Source organism: Pseudocitrobacter faecalis, from assembly GCF_965231525.1.
GTDB lineage: Bacteria > Pseudomonadota > Gammaproteobacteria > Enterobacterales > Enterobacteriaceae > Pseudocitrobacter > Pseudocitrobacter faecalis.
The window spans coordinates 1,852,918-1,874,208 of sequence record NZ_CBDDNJ010000002.1; the positions used below are offsets into that span (position 1 = coordinate 1,852,918).

At 52.4% G+C, this 21,291-nt stretch carries 23 protein-coding genes; 6 read left to right on the forward strand and 17 right to left on the reverse strand.

Annotation, left to right across the window (positions count from 1 at the left end; genetic code table 11):
• Positions 1 to 2: 2 nt before the first annotated feature.
• A complete protein-coding gene (locus ACOXYR_RS09640) occupies positions 3 to 239 on the reverse strand; it encodes a DUF1656 domain-containing protein (RefSeq protein ID WP_108474375.1) in 237 nt (78 codons plus the stop codon).
• 195 nt (positions 240 to 434) lie between these two features.
• On the opposite strand from ACOXYR_RS09640, the gene slyA reads away from it, so the two are divergent.
• Positions 435 to 875 carry a transcriptional regulator SlyA gene (slyA, locus tag ACOXYR_RS09645; RefSeq protein WP_108474374.1) on the forward strand — a complete coding sequence of 147 codons (441 nt, stop codon included), beginning with the start codon at positions 435 to 437 and terminating at the stop codon, positions 873 to 875.
• A gap of 46 nt (positions 876 to 921) precedes the next feature.
• On the opposite strand, the gene ACOXYR_RS09650 is transcribed toward slyA, so the two are convergent.
• Complete coding sequence (locus tag ACOXYR_RS09650) at positions 922 to 2,286, reverse strand: MASE4 domain-containing protein (RefSeq protein WP_415727870.1); 1,365 nt, start codon at positions 2,284 to 2,286, stop codon at positions 922 to 924.
• Between the two features lie 244 nt (positions 2,287 to 2,530).
• On the reverse strand, positions 2,531 to 2,998 hold the full coding sequence (slyB, locus tag ACOXYR_RS09655) for an outer membrane lipoprotein SlyB (protein WP_108474372.1): 468 nt from the start codon (positions 2,996 to 2,998) through the stop codon (positions 2,531 to 2,533).
• 283 nt (positions 2,999 to 3,281) lie between these two features.
• On the opposite strand from slyB, the gene anmK reads away from it, so the two are divergent.
• The 4 genes from anmK to tyrS all read left to right on the forward strand — a co-directional run bounded on the left by anmK (position 3,282) and on the right by tyrS (position 6,931).
• Positions 3,282 to 4,397 carry an anhydro-N-acetylmuramic acid kinase gene (gene anmK, locus ACOXYR_RS09660; protein ID WP_108474371.1) on the forward strand — a complete coding sequence of 372 codons (1,116 nt, stop codon included), beginning with the start codon at positions 3,282 to 3,284 and terminating at the stop codon, positions 4,395 to 4,397.
• Between the two features lie 97 nt (positions 4,398 to 4,494).
• Positions 4,495 to 4,818 carry a C-type lysozyme inhibitor gene (gene mliC, locus ACOXYR_RS09665; RefSeq protein ID WP_015964270.1) on the forward strand — a complete coding sequence of 108 codons (324 nt, stop codon included), beginning with the start codon at positions 4,495 to 4,497 and terminating at the stop codon, positions 4,816 to 4,818.
• A gap of 57 nt (positions 4,819 to 4,875) precedes the next feature.
• Positions 4,876 to 5,532 (forward strand): pyridoxamine 5'-phosphate oxidase, encoded by a 657-nt coding sequence (pdxH, locus tag ACOXYR_RS09670; RefSeq protein WP_415727873.1) that lies wholly within the window; start codon positions 4,876 to 4,878, stop codon positions 5,530 to 5,532.
• A 124-nt stretch (positions 5,533 to 5,656) separates the two neighbouring features.
• On the forward strand, positions 5,657 to 6,931 hold the full coding sequence (gene tyrS, locus ACOXYR_RS09675) for a tyrosine--tRNA ligase (protein WP_113856959.1): 1,275 nt from the start codon (positions 5,657 to 5,659) through the stop codon (positions 6,929 to 6,931).
• 105 nt (positions 6,932 to 7,036) lie between these two features.
• On the opposite strand, the gene gstA is transcribed toward tyrS, so the two are convergent.
• The 13 genes from gstA to blr all read right to left on the reverse strand — a co-directional run bounded on the left by gstA (position 7,037) and on the right by blr (position 18,932).
• The gene (gstA, locus tag ACOXYR_RS09680; protein ID WP_421355978.1) at positions 7,037 to 7,642 is read right to left on the reverse strand and encodes a glutathione transferase GstA; all 606 of its coding nucleotides are present in this window, start codon (positions 7,640 to 7,642) and stop codon (positions 7,037 to 7,039) included.
• A 151-nt stretch (positions 7,643 to 7,793) separates the two neighbouring features.
• Positions 7,794 to 9,299 carry a dipeptide/tripeptide permease DtpA gene (dtpA, locus tag ACOXYR_RS09685; RefSeq protein WP_108474367.1) on the reverse strand — a complete coding sequence of 502 codons (1,506 nt, stop codon included), beginning with the start codon at positions 9,297 to 9,299 and terminating at the stop codon, positions 7,794 to 7,796.
• Positions 9,300 to 9,892: 593 nt separating this feature from the next.
• Complete coding sequence (gene nth, locus ACOXYR_RS09690; protein ID WP_108474366.1) at positions 9,893 to 10,528, reverse strand: endonuclease III; 636 nt, start codon at positions 10,526 to 10,528, stop codon at positions 9,893 to 9,895.
• A complete protein-coding gene (locus ACOXYR_RS09695; protein WP_421355979.1) occupies positions 10,528 to 11,223 on the reverse strand; it encodes an electron transport complex subunit E in 696 nt (231 codons plus the stop codon). Before ACOXYR_RS09695 ends, nth begins: the two co-directional genes overlap by 1 nt.
• A gap of 3 nt (positions 11,224 to 11,226) precedes the next feature.
• The gene (gene rsxG / locus ACOXYR_RS09700) at positions 11,227 to 11,847 is read right to left on the reverse strand and encodes an electron transport complex subunit RsxG (protein WP_421356013.1); all 621 of its coding nucleotides are present in this window, start codon (positions 11,845 to 11,847) and stop codon (positions 11,227 to 11,229) included.
• A gap of 9 nt (positions 11,848 to 11,856) precedes the next feature.
• Complete coding sequence (gene rsxD, locus ACOXYR_RS09705; protein ID WP_108474363.1) at positions 11,857 to 12,909, reverse strand: electron transport complex subunit RsxD; 1,053 nt, start codon at positions 12,907 to 12,909, stop codon at positions 11,857 to 11,859.
• A complete protein-coding gene (rsxC, locus tag ACOXYR_RS09710; protein WP_421355980.1) occupies positions 12,910 to 15,042 on the reverse strand; it encodes an electron transport complex subunit RsxC in 2,133 nt (710 codons plus the stop codon). It lies immediately after the preceding gene.
• A complete protein-coding gene (rsxB, locus tag ACOXYR_RS09715) occupies positions 15,035 to 15,610 on the reverse strand; it encodes an electron transport complex subunit RsxB (RefSeq protein WP_421355981.1) in 576 nt (191 codons plus the stop codon). Before rsxB ends, rsxC begins: the two co-directional genes overlap by 8 nt.
• Complete coding sequence (rsxA, locus tag ACOXYR_RS09720) at positions 15,610 to 16,191, reverse strand: electron transport complex subunit RsxA (protein ID WP_015964281.1); 582 nt, start codon at positions 16,189 to 16,191, stop codon at positions 15,610 to 15,612. The genes rsxB and rsxA overlap by 1 nt, the downstream gene beginning before the upstream one ends.
• A gap of 77 nt (positions 16,192 to 16,268) precedes the next feature.
• Positions 16,269 to 16,709: a DUF2569 domain-containing protein gene (locus ACOXYR_RS09725; RefSeq protein WP_108474360.1), complete on the reverse strand. Its 441-nt coding sequence runs from the start codon at positions 16,707 to 16,709 to the stop codon at positions 16,269 to 16,271.
• 76 nt (positions 16,710 to 16,785) lie between these two features.
• Positions 16,786 to 17,001, reverse strand: a complete 216-nt coding sequence (ydgT, locus tag ACOXYR_RS09730) for a transcription modulator YdgT (RefSeq protein WP_108474359.1) — start codon at positions 16,999 to 17,001, stop codon at positions 16,786 to 16,788.
• Positions 17,002 to 17,277: 276 nt separating this feature from the next.
• Positions 17,278 to 18,678 carry a GH1 family beta-glucosidase gene (locus ACOXYR_RS09735; protein ID WP_421355982.1) on the reverse strand — a complete coding sequence of 467 codons (1,401 nt, stop codon included), beginning with the start codon at positions 18,676 to 18,678 and terminating at the stop codon, positions 17,278 to 17,280.
• A 116-nt stretch (positions 18,679 to 18,794) separates the two neighbouring features.
• On the reverse strand, positions 18,795 to 18,932 hold the full coding sequence (gene blr / locus ACOXYR_RS09740; RefSeq protein WP_108474411.1) for a division septum protein Blr: 138 nt from the start codon (positions 18,930 to 18,932) through the stop codon (positions 18,795 to 18,797).
• Positions 18,933 to 19,183: 251 nt separating this feature from the next.
• Here blr and ACOXYR_RS09745 point away from each other — a divergent pair, with 251 nt between their 5' ends.
• Entirely contained in the window at positions 19,184 to 20,224 is a 1,041-nt protein-coding gene (locus ACOXYR_RS09745) for an oxidoreductase (protein WP_108474357.1), read from the forward strand.
• Positions 20,225 to 20,273: 49 nt separating this feature from the next.
• Here the strand turns inward: ACOXYR_RS09745 and add are convergent, their stop codons facing one another.
• On the reverse strand, positions 20,274 to 21,275 hold the full coding sequence (gene add, locus ACOXYR_RS09750; RefSeq protein WP_407731110.1) for an adenosine deaminase: 1,002 nt from the start codon (positions 21,273 to 21,275) through the stop codon (positions 20,274 to 20,276).
• Positions 21,276 to 21,291: the final 16 nt, after the last annotated feature.

Here is a 21,291-nt window from a genome sequence, read left to right on the forward strand (position 1 = left end):
CTTCACCACAGGACTAAAATCAGCAACGCGCCGCAAACGGAGAGTGCAAACAGCGAGAGATCCATCAGCAAGGGATGCCAGATATCGCCCGCGTACATCCAGTCACGCAGTTGCTGGTGTGCAACCAGCCAGATAAGAAAGCCGAGCAGGACGGCTTTAAATAGCGGTGGAAAATAGATAGAGGCACCCACCACGAGGTCTTGCAGCGGTAGTCCCGGGAGTTGAAGAATCGACTTCACAAGCAGAAATCCTTTGCAATTGAAGAGTTAAGACTCGATAGTGAGCGTAACGCTAACGAAATGCAGACAACTTTAACACAGTGTAAATCATTGCTCTGCATCGCGCGTAGGCGGCAATACATTTGTTTTGAGTATTTAAATACTGCACACTATTCTAAAATCAGTATAATAACTTAGCAAGCTAATTATAAGGAGATGAAATTGGAATCGCCATTAGGTTCTGATCTGGCACGGTTGGTGCGCATTTGGCGTGCTCTGATCGACCATCGCCTCAAACCTCTGGAACTCACGCAGACACACTGGGTCACGCTGCATAATATTCATCAGTTGCCCCCTGAGCAGTCGCAGATCCAGCTGGCTAAAGCGATCGGTATCGAGCAGCCGTCGTTGGTACGCACACTGGATCAACTGGAAGAGAAAGGGCTTATCTCTCGCCAAACGTGCGCAAACGATCGCCGTGCTAAGCGAATAAAACTGACCGAAAAAGCCGAGCCATTGATTGAAGAGATGGAAGCGGTGATCAGTCAGACGCGAGGCGAAATTCTTTCGGGGATTTCGCCGGAAGAGACTGACCAACTGGTTGCGCTCATCCACAAGCTGGAACAAAACATTATCGACCTGCAATCCAGAGATTGATGTTGTTCGACAAAATCCCTGCCACAAGGCAGGGATTTTTTACCTCTTATTCCCAAACGACCACGCGGTTACGTCCAGCCTCTTTTGCCCGGTACATCGCTTCATCTGCCCGACGTACGCACTCTTCTACGTGAACGGATAGATCAGTGGCAGTGTAAACGCCCATACTGATGGTGATAGGTTCCGGCAATTGCGACTGGCTGCTTTCAGCATCCTGGCTGGCAATAGCAACACGGATACGCTCGGCGATGCCCTGGGCAACGCCTGAAGAAGCACCGACCAGTAGCAGGGCGAACTCTTCTCCGCCGATGCGCGCGGCGACATCATTTTGTCGCACGGAATCCTGCAGTACTTTTGAGACAAACTGAATCACCTTGTCACCCTGCAAATGGCCATATTTGTCATTGATGCGTTTAAAGTGATCCAGGTCGCTGACAATCACCGAGATAGGGTGGCCAGGGGCGACTTTTGGCATCAATGCGGTGAACGTGTCATAGAAGTAACTGCGGTTAAAGAGTTGCGTCAGCGGATCGCGAATAGAGTTTTGATAGGAGTGCATGTACCTGGTGTTGGACTGGCGATAGAGCGTGAAGACATCGCAAAGCAACACCAGAATCAGAAACAGGGTTGAGATGGTCTCGAACAAACGGGCTTCATACCAGGTGTAACCCGCACTATGCCCGGAAGACATCAGCACAATCAGCGTAAAGATATAGCAGGCGCAGAAGAAGGCGCCGCTATACCAGAAAATATTGTTGAGCTGAGTAACAAACAGAATTGTCAGTAGAGCGATAATCCACAGGACTATTAATATCCATCCCAGCAAATTACCCCATAACTGCGTAAACTGATAAGTATTATTATCGACAAAATTGATGCTGAGCAATTCGTAATGGCTGGAGTAAAGCCAGGATAATATCAGCATGCTTAGCGTAAAAAGGAGGATGCCTACGAGAATAATCGTATGGATCTTAAATGTATGCATCTCACGTTTTTTTAAGGCATACAAAATGACGGCGAAAATAAAAAGAAATGCCATCATGATGTTGCGGAAGAAATAAAATATCAACGTGTCGTTATAGTTAACCCGAGTAAGCCCGGTACACATGAACCAGTCGGGGAAGCTGTCCAGTGTTCCCAGCATCAGGAGGGCCGACCCAGCGAATGCAAAGGCGATAGGCGTGAGGTAAAGACGATGTTTATCGCAGGAGTATTTCATGACCATGAAGGCGGCGATCATGGCATGAAAAACCATTAAAAACATAGTCAAAATAGGGAAAAGTAACGGCGCAATCGTAGGGGTACGATGAATTATCGCCGCAGAAAAATGATTGAGGATTACAATCCCCATTATACAAATGGTGAAGTAAACCAAAAAACGCTGTAACGGAAACTTCAATTTCATCAGCATAGACAACATTCCAATATTATTCGGAGTGAAAGTATTCACAGCTTCCCAGGGCATCCCTCCCGGCGGGATTAATCTTAGATGAATTTATCCGAAGGAATATTGTTTTTGCGCAAATAATAACATTGAAGAATGGCTTATTTATATTCACGCCATCAATATATCTAAAGGATTCCGGGGATCAGTAAGGAAATGTCAGCGGAGTCATGCAAGAAAGCGTGACCCGATTGGGCCACGCTGAAAATCATTAACGCGGGGAAACGGTCACCTGGCTGCCGTTGCTTGCCATTACGACACGCTGGCCAACAGAGAAACGGGTGTCACCTTGTTTCTGAACAACCATGATGGTGTTGCCGTCATCTTTACGAATTTCCAGCTCAACACCCTGGGTTTTGTTCATTGCACCCTGGACGCCCTGGCCGGCTACGCCGCCCGCGACAGCCCCTGCTGCGGTTGCCAGAGATCGGCCCGTACCGCCGCCGATGGTATTGCCGAGGAAACCACCCAGCACCGCACCACCGATTGCGCCAATGACGTTGCTATCATCACCGCCCTGAATTTGTACCGGACGCGTGTTAACGATAGTACCGTAAGTGACATTCTGGACCTGCTTGGCTTCGGAAGCTGAATAGACATCGCCGGACAGACCGCTGCTGCTTACGCACCCTGCTAACGATAAACCGATCATAGAAGCGGTCAAAACACGTAACATCATTTATGAATCTCCTGTTCACCAAGAAACGCTCATGCGAGCATCCGTATCAGGTAATTATATGGTATTTGCTCATCGCAGGTTATATATTCTGCACAACTATAGGCAAATAATAACGTGGAATAACTTAACCAACGTTAAACACTCCCCCTGAAAACCGCACATTTTTTGTCCATGTGCGCGTCTGCTGTATAAAATATCACTAAAAATTATTATTGCATCATAGCATTGGGCATTGCTTTATGGTGGAGTGTAATTCCATTGCTTATGCAACTAAGGAAGGCGTATGAAATCAGGCCGTTATATTGGCGTGATGTCCGGAACCAGTCTCGACGGGGTTGATGTTGTACTGGCGGCTATTGATGAAAGCAGCGTCGCGCAACTGGCCAGCCTCTCGTTCCCTATACCCATCGAACTGAAAGAGGCGGTATTGGCCGTTTGTCAGGGACAACAGCTGACGCTCTCACAGTTTGGTCAGCTAGATACGCGTTTGGGACGATTGTTCGCTGATGCGGTACAGGCGCTGATGACGCAGGAAAAACTTCAGCCCGAGGATATTGTGGCGGTGGGGTGCCATGGGCAAACCGTCTGGCATGAACCGACAGGTACTGCGCCACATACGCTGCAGATTGGTGATAACAATATCATCGCGGCGCAAACGGGTGTCACCGTAGTCGGCGATTTTCGTCGTCGCGATATGGCGTTAGGCGGCCAAGGGGCACCGCTGGTGCCCGCTTTCCATCATGCGTTGCTGGCGCATCCCACTGAGCGACGAATGATTCTGAATATTGGCGGTATTGCCAATCTCTCTTTGCTGATTCCCGGTCAGCCGGTTCGGGGGTTTGATACCGGCCCGGGCAATATGCTGATGGATGCCTGGATCTGGCGCAACCAGAAAAAACCGTATGACAAAGATGCGGCATGGGCCAGCGAAGGCAAAGTGCTCCTACCGCTGCTGCAGGAGATGCTTTGCGATCCCTATTTTGCCGCGCCTGCGCCAAAAAGTACCGGACGCGAATACTTTAACTACGGTTGGATAGAACGCGTGCTTGGGCAATTCCCTGGACTACGTCCTCAGGATGTGCAGGCGACGCTTGCAGAACTCACGGCCACGACTATCAGCGAGCAGGTGCTGCTGAGCGGTGGCTGCGATCGTCTGCTGGTGTGCGGTGGGGGTAGCCGCAACCCGATGGTCATGACGCGCCTGGCCGGTATGCTGCCGGGAACGGAAGTCGCCGCGACGGATGCATATGGTATAAGCGGGGACGATATGGAGGCGTTGGCCTTTGCGTGGCTCGCCTGGCGTACCCTCGCGGGTTTACCGGGAAATCTGCCATCGGTGACGGGGGCTACGCATGAAAGCGTTCTGGGGGCTATTTTTCCGGCAAATCCCCGCAAATAAGAGTTTGCTGAAATCATCCTGGCGTGCCGCGCGATAAACTCAGGAAAAAGGGAGGGTTCGTACCTCCTGTGGACCAGGAAAGTCGTAAGGCACGCCAATGAAAAAATTACTTATCGCTGTTATCCCTTTAATGCTGGCTGGTTGCAGCACCTATAACCAGTTTATGGAACGGATGCAAACCGACACGCTTGAGTACCAGTGCGATGAAAAACCTCTCACCGTTAAACTGAATAATCCTCGCCAGGAAGTCAGCTTCGTTTATGACAACCAGCAGTTGCATCTGCCGCAGGGGCTGTCGGCATCCGGAGCGCGCTACACTGATGGTATTTACGTCTTCTGGTCGAAAGGCAACGACGCCACCGTCTACAAACGTGACCGTATCGTGCTGAATAACTGTCAGTTACAAAACCCTAAGCGTTGAGATTTTCACCCGGGCGGCGCACAATAACGCTACCCATTTCTGACAATCACAATCGCTATGTCCGATAACGACGAATTGCAGCAAATTGCGCATCTGCGCCGAGAGTATACCCGTGGCGGTCTTCGCCGCCGCGATCTTCCCGCTGAACCGCTGACGCTGTTTGAGCGCTGGTTGTCTCAGGCCTGTGAGGCGAAGCTTGCCGATCCTACTGCGATGGTGGTGGCGACCGTCGATGAAAACGGACAACCTTACCAGCGTATCGTTTTGCTCAAGCACTATGATGAAAAAGGGATGGTGTTTTACACCAACCTCGGCAGCCGCAAAGCGCATCATCTGGAACAGAATCCGCGTATCAGCCTGTTGTTCCCGTGGCATACGCTGGAACGTCAGGTGATGGTCACCGGCAAAGCAGAACGCCTCTCTACGCTTGAAGTGGTTAAATACTTCCACAGCCGTCCGCGCGACAGTCAAATTGGCGCCTGGGTATCAAAACAGTCGAGCCGTATTTCCGCGCGAGGCATCCTCGAAAGCAAATTCCTTGAACTGAAACAGAAGTTCCAGCAGGGCGACGTGCCACTGCCGAGTTTCTGGGGCGGGTATCGCGTCTCGATCGAACAGATGGAGTTCTGGCAGGGCGGTGAACACCGTCTGCACGACCGTTTTTTATACCAGCGCGACGCGAACGACTGGAAAATCGACCGACTCGCGCCTTAAGGGCAAAATTGTTGTGTTAAGCGCTGGTGCTGAAAGGGCTGGCGCTTTATTCTATATCCCTTTCGCGTCAGGCGAAAAAGTCGTGTACCGACAGAGGTGCAGTCGTTTATACATGGAGAATTTGATGGCAAGCAGTAACTTGATTAAACAATTGCAAGAGCGGGGCCTCGTGGCCCAGGTGACGGACGAGGAAGCGTTAGCAGAGCGACTGGCGCAAGGCCCGATCGCGCTCTATTGCGGCTTCGATCCCACCGCTGATAGCTTGCATTTGGGGCATCTTGTTCCATTGTTATGCCTGAAACGCTTCCAGGAAGCGGGCCATAAGCCCGTTGCACTGGTAGGTGGCGCGACCGGTCTGATTGGCGACCCGAGCTTCAAAGCTGCCGAGCGTAAACTGAACACTGAAGATACGGTTCAGGAGTGGGTGGATAAAATCCGCAAACAGGTTGCGCCGTTCCTCGATTTCGATTGTGGCGACAACTCAGCCATTGCCGCGAACAACTACGACTGGTTTGGCAGCATGAACGTGTTGACCTTCCTGCGCGATATCGGCAAACACTTCTCCGTTAATCAGATGATCAACAAAGAAGCGGTTAAGCAGCGCCTTAACCGTGACGATCAGGGCATCTCCTTCACCGAGTTCTCCTATAACCTGTTGCAGGGCTATGACTTTGCCTGCCTTAACAAACTGCACGGTGTTTCATTACAGATTGGCGGATCTGACCAGTGGGGCAACATCACCTCCGGTATCGATTTGACCCGTCGTCTGCACCAGAATCAGGTATTCGGCCTGACGGTTCCGCTGATCACTAAAGCGGACGGCACCAAATTCGGTAAAACCGAAGGCGGCGCGGTATGGCTCGATCCGAAGAAAACCAGCCCGTATAAATTCTACCAGTTCTGGATCAACACTGCCGATGCGGACGTTTATCGTTTCCTGAAATTCTTCACTTTCATGGACATTGAAGAGATCAATGCGCTGGAAGAAGAAGACAAAAACAGCGGTAAAGCCCCGCGCGCCCAGTACGTTCTGGCTGAGCAGGTTACCCGTCTGGTTCACGGCGAAGAAGGTCTGGTGGCAGCAAAACGTATCACCGAGAGCCTGTTTAACGGCACCCTGAGCGCGCTGAGCGAAGCAGACTTCGAACAGCTGGCACAGGACGGTGTACCCATGGTCGAGATGGAGAAAGGTGCTGACCTGATGCAGGCGCTGGTGGATTCAGAGCTGCAACCGTCTCGCGGTCAGGCGCGTAAAACTATCGCATCGAACGCGGTCACCATCAACGGTGAGAAACAGTCTGACCCGGAATATACCTTCAGCGAAAGCGATCGCCTGTATGGCCGCTACACGCTGCTGCGTCGCGGTAAGAAAAACTACTGTCTGGTGTGCTGGAAATAATTCAGTACAACAGGAATGAAAAAGGGCGTGAGAAATCACGCCCTTTTTTATGTCTGAAGCAGTATCTTGCCGGATGACACTTACGCTTATCCGGCCGGGTTTATGTTATTTCAGACCTTCCGCCGCCATGGCTGCTGCAACGGCAGGACGCGCCGCGACACGCGTCATATAGGCCGCAATATTTTTATATCCGTCCATCTCCAGTTTCACCGCAAAAGCCCAGCGCAAAACGGTAAAGAGATACGCATCGGCAATGGTAAAGCGTGAACCGCTAATCCATTCGCAATCGGCCAGTTCGCTATCGATATAGGCCATTTTTTTATCCAGCAGCGCGCGCGCGGTCGGTTTGTAATCTTCCGGAGTATCAGGACGAAATAGCGGGGTAAAGCCCTTGTGTAACTCGGTGGCGATGAAATTAAGCCATTCCAGCGTCTTATAGCGGCTGATGCTGCTGACTGGCGCGAGCAACTGACGATCGGCAACGCTGTCGGCAATATACTGCATAATAGCGACGCCTTCTGTAAGAACAGTGTTGTCGTCCAACTGGAGTGTGGGAACCTGCCCTTTAGGGTTGGTTTGCAGGAAATCCTCCCCGGTTTCGGTCACTTTCTTTTGCAGGTCTACGCCCACGAGTGTGAAGTCCAGACCGCTTTCACGCAGCGAAATATGCGATGCAAGTGAACAGGCACCGGGTTTATAGAACAGTTTCATAGCTAACTCCTTCAGGCAGATGTCATCGGTTTTTTTATCTTGAGCCACACAGCGGTGACGAAGGGCATTTCGCTATGTTAGTGCCCGCGAGGATAAAAAAAAAGCCGTTAACTTGCGTTAACGGCTCAAATTCAAATGTTTCCCGATGACATTACGCGGAAGCGGTTTCCTGCGCAGTAACGGTTTTGTCGTCGTCCTGAGTCATACGATTCAGCTTCGATGCGGTCAGCAGCATCAGCAGGGCGATGATACCGGTGGCAACACCAATCTGCAGGAACACTTTACCGTAAACATCCAGAGACATCAGCGGATCGGTGACGTTTTCAGGAACAGCCATCAGGTTGGCGACGCGGCCAGCAATCAGCGCCGCACCGGCAGTGGTCAGGAACCAGCTACCCATAATGAAGCCCATCAGACGCTGAGGAACCAGTTGCGCCACCATCGCCAGGCCGAGACCGGAGATCATCAGTTCACCGATACTCTGCAGGCAGTAGCTCAGGATCAGCCAGTTCACAGAAACGATACCCGCGTCGGTGGCGAATTTCGCACCCAGCGGCAGCACCAGGAAGGCACCAGAGCACAGCACCATACCGATAGCAAATTTGTGCGGCATCGGCAGGCGGTCGCCCATCTTGTTATAGATAGCGGCCAGAATCGGGCTACCGATGATGATCCAGAACGGGTTGAGCGCCTGGTACTGTTCCGGTTCGAACGCAATACCCAGGATAGAGTGCTCAACGTTACGGATAGCGAAGAAGTTCAGAGAGGTCGGCATCTGGCTGTAAAGGACGAAGAACACAATCGCTTCCAGCATCAGGATGAATGCCACAATCATCTTACGGCGAGCAGCACCCTGCATCGCGAACGCTTCTTTACCAAAGATAACTACGATACCCAGCGCAACCACGCCCAGCACCATACGCGCGATATCCTGGTTGTGCAGCAGCCAGGTCGCGATAGTGACCAGAATAACAACGCCGACAATAGTCAGCAGCAGGTTACGGTAGTTGATTGGCTCAAAGTCAGGTTTAGAACCGTACTGTTTCACCCAACGCTGGCAGAACGCGAAGTTGACGACGGTAATCAGCATGCCCACAACGCTCAGTGCGAACGCCACGCTCCAGCCGAATTTCGCTGCCAGCCATGGGGTTGCCAGCATAGAGAAGAAGGAACCGATGTTGACGGACATGTAGTACATGGTAAATGCACCGTCCAGACGCGGATCATCTTTTTCGTAGCAGGTAGAGAGCAGGGAGGATGGGTTAGCCTTGAACAGACCGTTACCAACCGCAATGGTCGCCATACCCATATATACGATAGCCGCGTCATGACCAGACCACGCGACCAGCGCATAACCAATCGCCAGCACAATTGCGCCCAGCATAATAACGCGTTTCGTCCCCAGAATTTTGTCGCCCAGCCAGCCGCCGATAGCGACTAAACCGTAGACCAGGGCACTGAAGGAGGAGAACAACGTAATCGAATCGGCTTCGGACATACCCAGTTGTTTAACCAGGTAGACAGCCATAATACCTTGCAAGCCGTAGTAACCAAAACGTTCCCAAAGTTCGATCGAGAAGATCAAATAGAACGCTTTCGGTTGTTTAAAAGCGTTCAAACTTACGCTTTCAGTTGGTTTATTGTTTGCAGTAGACACATATACCTCTTTTTTTACATCCCATCTTAACGGGGCGTTACTGGACGGAAATTCGTATCGACATCCGCCTTTATAGTTATTCTGGAGGGGAAACGGGGAGTAATGTTCACTATCCGGTGCTTTCGCACAAGGGTTTTGTAATACCCTGTTACAAATACGTAAGGTACTACAAATGACCATATATATAAATGTTATTCAGATTTAAATTTTCTGCATTGCCAATAGGTAGCGTTTTACTCTGCCTGGCACGGGGATATACGGCGTAGTGACCATATCTTCTACTGATTTGCTTTGGAAGTAGTGATATAGCCTGGATTCTGAAAAATAACTGGTTGATCGTCTCGTGTCATCAGGGTGACACATTGAATTGATGGGCGTTATATGAACAAAGGATAACATTGAGATAACATAATGTTACCAGAGTGTACAAAACGCAAAAGCTATAGAAAATTCAGGTGTTAAAAAAAGAATTAACCAGAAAAACTGTTTAGGGCAGGGTATTCACACCAATAATGCTCTGGATTCTAATGATTAACATCGACGCGGCGGGAATTTAACGGCGACGCGGTGAGGAAACGCGCCGCCTTACACAACTAAATGTCGACTTTCTCTTTGTATTCACAGAGATCTTCGATAATGCAGGAACCGCAGCGCGGTTTACGGGCGATGCAGGTGTAGCGGCCATGAAGGATCAACCAATGGTGACAGTCGACCTTAAACTCCGCCGGCACCACCTTCAGAAGCTTTTCTTCAACCTGCTCAACGTTCTTGCCCGGAGCAAATTGCGTGCGATTACAGACGCGGAAGATATGGGTATCAACCGCGATAGTTGGCCAGCCAAAGGCGGTATTGAGCACCACATTTGCCGTTTTGCGCCCCACGCCAGGCAGCGCTTCCAGCGCCGCGCGATCTTCCGGAACCTCTCCGTTGTGCAAATCAATCAGCATCCGGCAGGTTTTTATCACATTCTCAGCTTTGCTGTTAAACAAGCCGATAGTCTTGATGTAAGACTTCACGCCATCCACGCCGAGTTCCAGCATCGCCTGCGGCGTATTCGCCACAGGATAAAGCCTGGCTGTGGCTTTATTAACGCTCACATCCGTAGCCTGTGCTGACAGCAGAACCGCGATCAGCAACTCGAAAGGGGAGTTAAAGTTGAGTTCGGTGGTCGGATGCGGGTTGTTGTCCCGCAAGCGGCTTAAAATCTCCAGCCGTTTTACTTTGTTCATCAGGCCTTCTCAGCAGTTTCAACGCCGACGTCCGTGGCGGGCACGGCTTTCGCCTTGCGTTGTTTCGTCCGTTCATCAATCAGATATTTAATCGCCAGCAGCATGCCGAGACCAATAAAGGCACCTGGCGGGAGCATTGCCAGCAGGAAGGGCGTATCCGTATGGAACACTTCAATTCGCAGCGCTTTCGCCCAGTTACCCAGCAGGCCGTCTGCACCGTCGAACAGCGTACCATTACCTAATAACTCGCGAAGGGAGCCCAGCACAAACATAGTGCAGGTTGCGCCCATGCCGATGGTAAACCCATCCAGTGCCGATAACGCTGGCCCTTTTTTGGCCGCGAAGGCTTCGGCACGCCCCACGACGATACAGTTGGTTACGATCAGCGGGATAAAAATCCCCAGCGACTGGTAGAGGCCGAAAGCATAGGCGTTGATCAGCATTTGCACAGCGCTCACTACCGACGCGATAATCATCACATAAATAGGGATACGAATCTCTGCAGGCGTCCAGCGACGCAGGCAGGAGATGGCAAAGTTGGTTAACGTCAGAACCAGCGTAGTCGCCAGGCCAAGGCCCAGCGCGTTGGTCGCCGTTGACGTCACCGCCAGAAGCGGGCACATCCCCAGTAACTGTACCAGTGCAGAGTTGTTCTTCCACAGCCCCTGGACAATAACCTCTTTGACTTCGCTCATGGTTTACTCTCCACAGGCCTGCAGGTTAGAAAGTTGATTCGGTAACGTTTGAGCATACAGCCCGGCACGTTTTACCGCATTTACTACTGCGCGAGGCGTAATGGTCGCGCCGGTAAACTGATCGAACTGGCCACCATCCTTTTTCACCGCCCACGTTGCGTCGCTCTCGCCAGCGATGGTTTTCCCGGCAAAATGAGTTATCCAGTCGGAAATTCGCCGCTCAATTTTATCGCCCAGACCCGGCGTTTCGTGATGCTCTGTGACACGACTTCCCAGCACGGTGCCGTTGAAATCGGCGCCGACCAGTAATTGAATGGCGCCGGAGTAGCCATCCGGTGCCGTAGCTTCCATCACAGCGGCGACAGCCTGCTCACCCTGACGTGCGATATACACTCTATGCGTGCCTTTCCCCAGCGCCGGCGCGCTGACCAGATAGCAGCTTTGCAGCAAATCGTTATTATAGTGATCCGCCGGTAGCACCTGCTCAAACAGCGCGTTCTGCTGTTTAGCCGCCTGATCGGCGATGGTATTTTTGGTCAACTGGTCGATTGCCGCTGTCAGGCCGGTAGAGCCTGCGGCAAACAGAGCCAGGGTTATCCCATGTTTACGCATCGTTTTTAACATCATCAATCCTCAGCGATGGCCGTAAACGCGCGGGCGCGTATAGTAGTCGATCAACGGTACGGTAATGTTCGCCAGCAATACGGCAAAAGCAACGCCATCCGGATAACCCCCGAAGCTGCGAATCAGCCACACCAGCAGGCCTGCCAGCGCGCCGAAAATCAGGCGTCCACGGTTGGTGGTAGAGGCGGTCACCGGGTCGGTCAGAATAAAGAATGCACCCAGCATGGTGGCACCTGACAGCAGATGCATCTGCGGCGAGGCGACGTTTTCCGGGTTAAACAGCCAGCCAAGTGTGGCGCAGACTGCCAGGCTCAACAGGAAGCTCACCGGGATGTGCCAGCGAATAGCGCCTTTCCACAGTAAAAACAGCCCGCCCGCCAGATACGCCAGGTTAACCCATTGCCAGCCAATGCCCGCCAGCGCACCGTGATAAATCGACGATTGCATAATGCTCTCGACAGAATGACCCGCATGACGCGACGTTTTGAAAGTATCCAGCGGTGTGGCCTGACTGATGCCATCTACGCCCATTTTCAGCGCGTTCATGTCCTGGCCCGCAGCCGTGTGGCCAGTGAAAATCACCTGTAATGCGTCGATAAAACCCGGCGTATTGGCTGCAATTTCATGCGGCGGCAGCCAGGAGGTCATCTGCACCGGGAAGGAGATAAGCAGTACAACATAGCCAATCATCGCCGGGTTAAACGGATTCTGCCCTAAGCCGCCATAGAGTTGTTTAGCGATGATCACCGCAAAGGCGGTGCCCAGTACCACCATCCACCATGGGGCGAATGGCGGAATACTGATGGCCAGCAGAATGCCGGTCAGCCAGGCGGAGTTATCCGCAAGCGTTGCGGCAATAGCCTGCTTACGCAGACGCAATACAAATGATTCCGTAGCCCAGGCCGTTAATGAGGCCAGCAGAAGCTGAATCAGGGTTCCCCAGCCGAAAAACCAGCTTTGCACCGCAATGCCGGGCAGGGCGGCCAAAATCACCAGCATCATGATACGCGACGTCTGGCGATGGTTATGGGTATAAGGAGAACTCGCTATCTTGAAAACCATTTATTCCTCGTTTACAGCTTGCGCGGCTTTTTTGGCCTGAATGCGGGCAATAGCTGCTGCCACGGCAGCTTTGCGTGGATCATCATTGGCAGCCGACTCATTTGCGGCCTGTTGTTCGGCTTTACGCGCTTTGGCCCGCGCAATAGCGGCTTCAACGGCGGCCTTACGTGGATCAATGGCATCCACTGTTGCCGCAGGTTCACTGGCTGCTTGCTGCTCTGCTTTACGCGCTTTGGCCCGTGCAATAGCGGCTTCAACGGCGGCTTTACGTGGATCAACGGCTTCTGTTACCGCAACAGGCTCACTGGCTGCTTGCTGTTCCGCTTTACGCGCTTTGGCGCGGGCGATGGCGGCTTCAACAGCGGCTTTACGTGGATCAACGGCTTGCGTTACCGCAACAGGCTCACTGGCCGCTTGCTGTTCCGCTTTACGCGCTTTGGCGCGCGCGATGGCGGCTTCAACGGCGGCCTTGCGCGGATCAACCGCATCACCGTTTTCCGATGGTTGTTTTTCTGCCTGGGCAGCACGGGCTTTCGCCTTACGTGCTTCGCGAGCTGCAATCACGGCGCTGTTATCGGGCAGTGCGCCCGCTTTGATGATGACCGGCTGCGTGGCCTGCTGTTGTTTCTCTTTCACACGTGCCAGTGCCGCGTTGATCGCATCCTGATCTTTCGCCGCGGGCTGTACGGCTGCTTTTTTATGGCGTTCGGCACGCGCCAGTTTTTCACGCTCAAGGCGATTCTGACGTGCTTCGAAGCGGGCTTTCGCTTCCGCGGCGCGCTGCTCTTCTAGACGAATCGCAGAGATTTCCGCTTTTTCCTGACGGAAATACTGCACCAGTGGAATGCTGCTCGGGCAGACCCATGCGCAGGCACCGCACTCGATACAATCAGCGATATTGTGCGCTGTCGCTTTATCGTGCTGCTGGCCCTTACTGAACCAGTAAAGCTGTTGAGGCAGTAGATCGGCCGGACAGGCGTCCGCACAGGCGCTACAGCGGATACAGCCTTTTTCTTCTTCAGGCTCGCCCATTTCGGATGGCGATGGTGCCAGCAGACAGTTGGTGATTTTAACCACCGGAACGTCCAGCCACGGCAGGGTAAAGCCCATCAACGGGCCGCCCATAATCACAAGCTGTTCAGCGGAGGGGCAGAAACCCGCGTCTTCCAGCAGATGGCTGACCGGCGTGCCCAGACGCGCCCAGACATTACCCGGGCGACTCACGGATTCACCGGTTAAGGTCACCACGCGTTCGGTTAATGGTTCACCGTCAATCACTGCGCGTTTCACTGCAAACGCGGTACCGACGTTTTGCATCAATACGCCAATGTCGGATGAGCGTCCACCGTGCGGAACCTGCTTGCCGGTAAGAATTTGCGTTAATTGCTTCGCGCCGCCGGAGGGATATTTGGTGGGAATAACGCGCAGACTGATATCATGCGCGCCCGCCAGCACCGCACGCAGCATCGAAATAGCCTGCGGCTTGTTATCTTCTATGCCAATTAAAATCTGCTGCGGTTGCAGAATATGCCCCAGGATTCGAATACCTTCGATGACCTGCGCCGCACAATCCTGCATCAGTCGGTCATCGGCCGTGATATACGGTTCACACTCTGCCGCGTTGATAATCAGAGTGGTGATTTTATCACCGCCGCCGCGCAGTTTTGTACCGGTTGGGAAGCCAGCACCACCCAGCCCCGCGACACCGAACTGATGAATACGCTCGATCAATTCTTCGCGTGAACGATTCTGATAATCGTGCCAGCCGTCGCGGGCAATCCACTGGTCTTCGCCATCGGCATCAATAATGACGCTCATTTCCGGCAATGCGGAAGGGTGCGCCGTGGCGTGCGGCTCAATGGCGACGATGGTTCCGGACGTTGGCGCGTGTACGGGCAGCATTCGCCCCCAGCCGCGCGTCAACGGTTGACCACGCAGCACGCGATCGCCGGGTTTTACCGACAACTCGCCTTCAGCACCAATATGTTGCTTCAGAGGAATGACGAAACGCTGCGCAAGGGGAACCTGACGCAGCGGCGTGCCATTAGACTGAGTTTTCATTTCCGGTGGGTGAATCCCCCCATCGAAATCCCAGATTTTCTCTTTTCTGAACGCGGAAAATAACTTAAGCATGTTGTTCCACAGGAATATTACGTACCGGGATACTTTGCAGATCCCATTTCCAGCTGTCGGTTGTGGTGGCGACCGGACGCAGTTCAATACACTGTGTCGGGCAGGGGGCAACACAGAGGTTGCAGCCGGTGCAGAGGTCGCTCATCACCGTGTGCATCGCGCGGGTTGCGCCGACAATGGCGTCAACCGGGCACGCCTGAATGCACTTGGTACAACCGATACAGTTGTTTTCGTCGATCACGGCCAGCATCCGTATCGGCTCCTGAACGGCAGTATCGCCATCGACAGGTTGCGGATCGACGTTGAGTAATTCGGCAATTTTCAGCATTACCGCTTCGCCACCGGGGGCGCAGCAGTTAATTTTTTCACCGTTGCTTACTGCTTCGGCATAAGGGCGACAGCCCGGATAGCCGCACTGCCCGCACTGGCTTTGCGGTAAGAGTTGATCAATTTTTTCGACAACCGGGTCGTCTTCCACCGCGAAACGGCGTGAGGCGTATCCCAGTATGACGCCGAAAATCAGCCCTAAAACGCTGATTGCGGCGACGGCAATCCAGAAGGTCATCATTACAACTTCACCAATCCGCTAAAGCCCATAAACGCCAAAGACATTAACCCTGCGGTAATCAGCGCAATAGCATTACCGCGAAACGGCGCAGGCACATTCGACACTACCAGGCGTTCGCGAATAGAAGCGAACAGTACCATCACCAGCGAGAAACCCACGGCGGCAGAAAAGCCATACAGCGCCGACTGCAAAAAGTTATGGCCGAGGTTAATATTGAGCAGCGCCACGCCAAGCACCGCGCAGTTGGTGGTGATCAGCGGTAAGAAGATGCCCAGCAAGCGATAAAGCGCCGGGCTGGTTTTGCGCACCACCATTTCGGTGAATTGCACTACTACGGCAATGACCAGAATAAAGGCCAGCGTGCGCAGATAAATCAGATTAAGCGGAATCAGGATCCAGGTATCGATAAGCCACGCGCAAATGGACGCCAGTGTCATGACGAAAGTGGTCGCGAGCCCCATACCCATCGCGGTTTCCAGCTTTTTGGACACGCCCATAAACGGGCACAGCCCGAGGAACTTCACCAGGACGAAGTTATTTACCAGTACGGTACCGATAAAGAGCAATAAATAGTCAGTCATCATTCGACCTGTAACAAAAAAAGCCGCCTATTATCGACGAAAGTGCGTTCATCGACAACTGGGCAAGAGTGTGGTTATTAAGGGTTCACAAACGTACGCTTCACGCGGGATGAGCGTTTGAGATACGGCACAATCAGCGCCGCAGCGGCTAACGGCAACAATAATTGGCGCAGCGCGATGGTATCGGAAACCGGTGCGAATGCAAACGCCTTAAGCGCCAGCAATAATGAGACCAGTAACCAGATAATATAGTGCTTAGGCACATTTTTACGGCGCTTAAAGAAAGCCATGGTCAGCCACAATGTGTAATACCACATGGCAATCACGAACGCTAAAGAAAGCACCCACAGGGCTAGTTGCGTGCTGCTTTGGGCTTTTAACAGGCTCAGGATCTGCGGATTGAGCAGGGCGTTAACGAACATCAGCAGTTGCAGACTGATGCTGAGCAGCGCTACTAACAGCCACGCCAGTGGGCCGAGCAGCCATCCACCAATTCGTTCTGCAGAGTTTGACGACATTTCGTCTCCTGATTATCAGCGTCAGTTATAAATATGGCGGTGGAGTATAAGCAACTGACGCTGATGATAACAATAGTTACTGCACGTAATGCCAAACGGATTTCGGCACCTGGCCGATATCGAACAAACGACCGCCAGAAACCAGCTCAGCCCGACGATGATCGGCAGCGCGATACATATTGATTAATTCATTGGTGTCGGAAAGGGAATAGTTAAGATGATCATAAAGCTTTTCTAGATTTTCCAGCGAGCTGACTTTACGGAATTTTAGTAAATAATCCAGGACGGTCATTTGTAGGTATCCATTTTATAATGTTAAATCACGCAGGGCCTGAAGGGGCGCAAAAGCGCAACACCGCAAGGGCGTATCGCTCAGTTTGACAATCAGTTTATCGACACCCGTTTTTATTAAGAGTTCAGCCCACAATGGGCACACTCTCTTCAGGACGCTGTAATTATTTGGGTTAATAATGACAAATTCAAGAACAGAAAATGGCGTTATTGATATATCGCAGGAAATGAGGATATCACGAAAAGTGGTTGGGCGCCGTTCGGCGCCCACAATGGATTAACGGATGCTGCCGTGGCTACTAATGACTTCTTTATACCAGTAAAAGCTTTTCTTGCGCTTACGGGCCAGGTTTTGCTGATGATCGACATAAACAAAACCGTACTGTTTTTTGTAACCGTTGAGCCAGCTTAGCAGGTCGATGAATGACCATGGATAATAACCACGCACATCGGCACCTAACGCAATGGCGTTTTCCAGCGCATCAATATGCATACGTAAATAATCAATACGCGGCTGGTCAACGATGTCGCCGTCCACAATCGGGTCTTTCGCGCCAAGCCCGTTTTCCGTGATGTAGATAGGAATAGCCCCATAGCGCTCTTTGATCATCATAATGCCGTCGGTCAATCCTTGTGGCCAGATCTCCCAGTCCCAATCTGTGTACACGCCGTGAGGATTACGGACAAATTTAAACAAGCCTTTAAAACCAAATTCGCCACCGCTATTTTTCTCACCGCTATGATTAGACTGTGTTTGCGTCTCACCGGGGTTGGCGGTCACGGTCTCACGACGATAGTAGTTCAGACCAATAAAATCGCAGCGGTTATTTCGTAATAATTCATCATCTCCGGACGCAAAGCGCGGCACGCCCCATAGGGCTTGTGTTTGAGCGAGAAGCTCAGCCGGGTAAGTGCCTTTCAGTACTGGATCGTATAGCCAGTGGGTATGAATGGCGTCAGCCAGTTCACTGGCGGCGGTATCTTCTGGCGAATCGGTAAGCGGCGTATGGGGTTGCAGGACGTTAACGAAGCCAATCTGGCCGTCAATATGCATTTCCCGGAAGGCTTTTACAGCCATGGCATGCGCGATAAATACCTGATGGCAAGCCTGAATCGCCCGCGCCGGATCTTTCACCGACGGCGGATGGCTGCCGGTAATATAACCGTGACCGATAAAGACAATGGTTTCGTTAAACGTCGCCCAATGCTTGACCCGTGAACCGAAGCGGGCGTAACACAGACGCGCGTACTCTTCGAAGGCTTCCGCCGTTGAGCGGACTTCCCAGCCGCCTTCATCCTGCAACGCCTGGGGTAAATCCCAGTGATAAAGCGTAATCATCGGCACAATATTGTGCGCCAGAAGGGCATCAATCAAATCGCTGTAAAATTTTACCCCGTCTTCATTTACCTCGCCGCGACCATTCGGTAATAAACGCGGCCAGGAGATGGAAAAACGATAGCTCTGCAGGCCCATTTCCGCCATCAGCGCGACATCTTCCAGCATGCGGTGATAGTGGTCTACCGCAACGTCGCCATTTGTTCCCTCATAGGTTGTGCCGGGCTGGTGCGAAAAAACGTCCCAGATAGACAGCCCTTTGCCATCTTCATTGTATGCGCCTTCGACCTGGTAGGCCGCGGTTGCAGCGCCCCAGAGGAAATCTTTTGGAAAAGCAGCCATGAAACTCTCCTTATCTGTGCAATAAGGTGAGTGTAAAGAGGGGAATGATGGGGTTGCAACCGGTTTCAGAAACCGGTTACACAGTTGCGATCGCCGTCACTGTTCAGCGAACAGACTTATTTCTTTTGAGCCGCCGCAATCGGTTCTGGCGGTTGGTAGTTATCAATGTGGTGTGCGATAACAAGAAGCAGAACCGAGACGCCAAGCACGCCCCAACCGATCAGTTCAACGATCCGTGTAAAGACAGTAGACATAGTAATTAAGACAATTTCGACAATATTAATAATACGGACGAAGATCTTACCTCGCCTGGCGCGCAACGCAAGTCCTCAGCAGAAACGATTCATCTCTTTTGCTTTTTTTTCCGATTATTCTCCGTCTCTGTACACCATAATGTTATTAATCTGTTGTTCATCACCGCAATATGTTGTGAAATAAGAAATCGATTACACGGCGACGGGTACATCACCGGGTCGGGCAAAAACAGCACAAATAAGAGGCTATTATGAGTGACAGTATTCGTGTCGGATTAATTGGGTATGGTTACGCCAGCAAAACGTTTCATGCGCCGCTTATCAGCGGAACACCGGGGATGGAACTGGCTGTGGTGTCCAGTAGCGACGCCGACAAAGTTAAAGCCGACTGGCCGAATGTCAGCGTGTTCTCTGAACCTAAACACATTTTCGCCGATCCTACTATCGACCTGGTGGTGATCCCTACGCCAAACGATACCCACTTCCCGCTGGCAAAGGCCGCGCTGGAAGCGGGCAAACACGTGGTGGTTGATAAACCCTTCACCGTGACACTGTCACAAGCACGCGAACTGGACGCCATCGCCAGAAATCAGGGGAAACTGCTGTCAGTGTTCCATAACCGTCGCTGGGACAGCGATTTCTTAACGGTGAAGTCGTTGATTAACGAAGGACGACTGGGCGAGGTGGCCTATTTTGAATCGCACTTTGACCGTTATCGGCCGCAGGTACGTAATCGCTGGCGCGAGCTGGCTGGCCCGGGTAGCGGCATTTGGTACGATTTAGGCCCGCATCTGCTGGATCAGGCAGTGAATCTTTTTGGTTTGCCGGTCAGCCTGTCAGTCGATCTTGCGCAGTTACGTCCTGGCGCGCAGGCGACGGATTACTTTCATGCGGTGCTGGCGTATCCACAACGCCGTGTGGTTCTGCACGGCACGCTGCTGGCTGCTGCCGAAACCGCGCGGTACATTGTGCACGGTTCGCGCGCAAGTTACGTGAAATATGGCCTCGACCCACAGGAAGAACGCCTGAAGAATGGTGAACGTCTGCCGCAGGAAGATTGGGGCTATGACATGCGCGATGGGGTACTGACGCGTGTAGAAGGTGAAGATCGCGTTGAAGAGACGCTGCTCACCACACCGGGAAACTACCCGGCTTATTATGCGGCGATTCGTGATGCGTTAAACGGCGTGGGTGAGAATCCGGTTCCGGCAAGCCAGGCGATTCAGATTATGGAATTGATTGAGCTGGGTATTGAATCTGCGAAACACCGCGCGGTGCTTTCTCTGACCTGATGACGGGAATGAATAACGGGCGCAAAGCAAACACTGTGCGCCCGTTTTTTTATGCGCTTTGTACGCGTGCGCGCAGCGCGGATTTTTCGGCTTCCGACAGGAAAGCGATGTCGAGTCCGTTAATTTGCGCCTGACGAATTTGCGCAGGCGTCAGCCCGGCAGCCGGTGCTGCAACGTGGTATTCGTGTTGAATATCAATTCCCTGAACTGCCGGGTCATCGGTATTGATGCTCGCCAGCACGCCATGCTCCAGGAAGGTTTTGAGCGGGTGCTGGGCCAGTGAGGGCACCGTGCTGGTCTGGATATTCGACGTCAGGCAGGATTCCACGCCGATACGCTGTTTCGCTAAAAATTCCATCAGCGCTGCGTCTTCAACGGCTTTCACCCCGTGACCGATGCGTTCTGCACCCAATTCACGAATCGCCTGCCAGATGCTTTCCGGGCCAGCCGCTTCGCCGGCGTGCACGGTAATGCGCAGACCTGCATCACGTGCGCGGTTGAAGTGGCTCAGGAACAGGCTACCCGGGAAACCGAGTTCATCACCCGCCAGATCCAGCGCGGTAATACCGTCACGATGCGCCAGCAGGGCGTCAAGTTCACGCAGGCAGGCGGTTTCGCCGAAGGTGCGGCTCATGATGCCAATTAATCGCGCTTCAACGTTGAAATCACGGCAGCCTTCACTAACACCTGCAATCACGGCTTCCACCACGCCTTCAACCGGAAGCTGGTGAGTCATCGCCATATAACCCGGAGAGAAGCGCAGCTCAACATAGTGCAGGCCGTTACGCGCCGCATCTTCGATATTTTCGTACGCTACGCGGCGACAGGCATCGAGGTCGGCAAGCACTTTGACGCCCCAGTCGAGTTTGCTTAAAAAACTCACCAAATCGGGCTCATTACTGGTGACCTGCACATGCGGAATTAATGCCTCAAGGCTGGAGGCAGGAAGGGTTAAATTGTGCTGACGGCCAAGATCGAGAATAGTTTGGGCGCGAATGTTGCCATCAAGGTGGCGATGAATGTCAGTGAGGGGGAGCGTAGTATCAATCATGGTCGCACTCTTTTTT

Bases quoted from the DNA above. Each gene is read 5' to 3' on its own strand.
- slyA (WP_108474374.1), top strand. From the start codon at position 435: ATGAAATTGGAATCGCCATTAGGTTCTGATCTGGCACGGTTGGTGCGC.
- ACOXYR_RS09650 (WP_415727870.1), bottom strand. From the start codon at position 2,286: ATGCTGATGAAATTGAAGTTTCCGTTACAGCGTTTTTTGGTTTACTTC.
- slyB (WP_108474372.1), bottom strand. From the start codon at position 2,998: ATGATGTTACGTGTTTTGACCGCTTCTATGATCGGTTTATCGTTAGCA.
- anmK (WP_108474371.1), top strand. From the start codon at position 3,282: ATGAAATCAGGCCGTTATATTGGCGTGATGTCCGGAACCAGTCTCGAC.
- mliC (WP_015964270.1), top strand. From the start codon at position 4,495: ATGAAAAAATTACTTATCGCTGTTATCCCTTTAATGCTGGCTGGTTGC.
- pdxH (WP_415727873.1), top strand. From the start codon at position 4,876: ATGTCCGATAACGACGAATTGCAGCAAATTGCGCATCTGCGCCGAGAG.
- tyrS (WP_113856959.1), top strand. From the start codon at position 5,657: ATGGCAAGCAGTAACTTGATTAAACAATTGCAAGAGCGGGGCCTCGTG.
- gstA (WP_421355978.1), bottom strand. From the start codon at position 7,642: ATGAAACTGTTCTATAAACCCGGTGCCTGTTCACTTGCATCGCATATT.
- nth (WP_108474366.1), bottom strand. From the start codon at position 10,528: ATGAACAAAGTAAAACGGCTGGAGATTTTAAGCCGCTTGCGGGACAAC.
- ACOXYR_RS09695 (WP_421355979.1), bottom strand. From the start codon at position 11,223: ATGAGCGAAGTCAAAGAGGTTATTGTCCAGGGGCTGTGGAAGAACAAC.
- rsxG (WP_421356013.1), bottom strand. From the start codon at position 11,847: ATGTTAAAAACGATGCGTAAACATGGGATAACCCTGGCTCTGTTTGCC.
- rsxD (WP_108474363.1), bottom strand. From the start codon at position 12,909: ATGGTTTTCAAGATAGCGAGTTCTCCTTATACCCATAACCATCGCCAG.
- rsxC (WP_421355980.1), bottom strand. From the start codon at position 15,042: ATGCTTAAGTTATTTTCCGCGTTCAGAAAAGAGAAAATCTGGGATTTC.
- rsxB (WP_421355981.1), bottom strand. From the start codon at position 15,610: ATGATGACCTTCTGGATTGCCGTCGCCGCAATCAGCGTTTTAGGGCTG.
- rsxA (WP_015964281.1), bottom strand. From the start codon at position 16,191: ATGACTGACTATTTATTGCTCTTTATCGGTACCGTACTGGTAAATAAC.
- ACOXYR_RS09725 (WP_108474360.1), bottom strand. From the start codon at position 16,709: ATGTCGTCAAACTCTGCAGAACGAATTGGTGGATGGCTGCTCGGCCCA.
- ydgT (WP_108474359.1), bottom strand. From the start codon at position 17,001: ATGACCGTCCTGGATTATTTACTAAAATTCCGTAAAGTCAGCTCGCTG.
- ACOXYR_RS09735 (WP_421355982.1), bottom strand. From the start codon at position 18,678: ATGGCTGCTTTTCCAAAAGATTTCCTCTGGGGCGCTGCAACCGCGGCC.
- blr (WP_108474411.1), bottom strand. From the start codon at position 18,932: ATGTCTACTGTCTTTACACGGATCGTTGAACTGATCGGTTGGGGCGTG.
- ACOXYR_RS09745 (WP_108474357.1), top strand. From the start codon at position 19,184: ATGAGTGACAGTATTCGTGTCGGATTAATTGGGTATGGTTACGCCAGC.
- add (WP_407731110.1), bottom strand. From the start codon at position 21,275: ATGATTGATACTACGCTCCCCCTCACTGACATTCATCGCCACCTTGAT.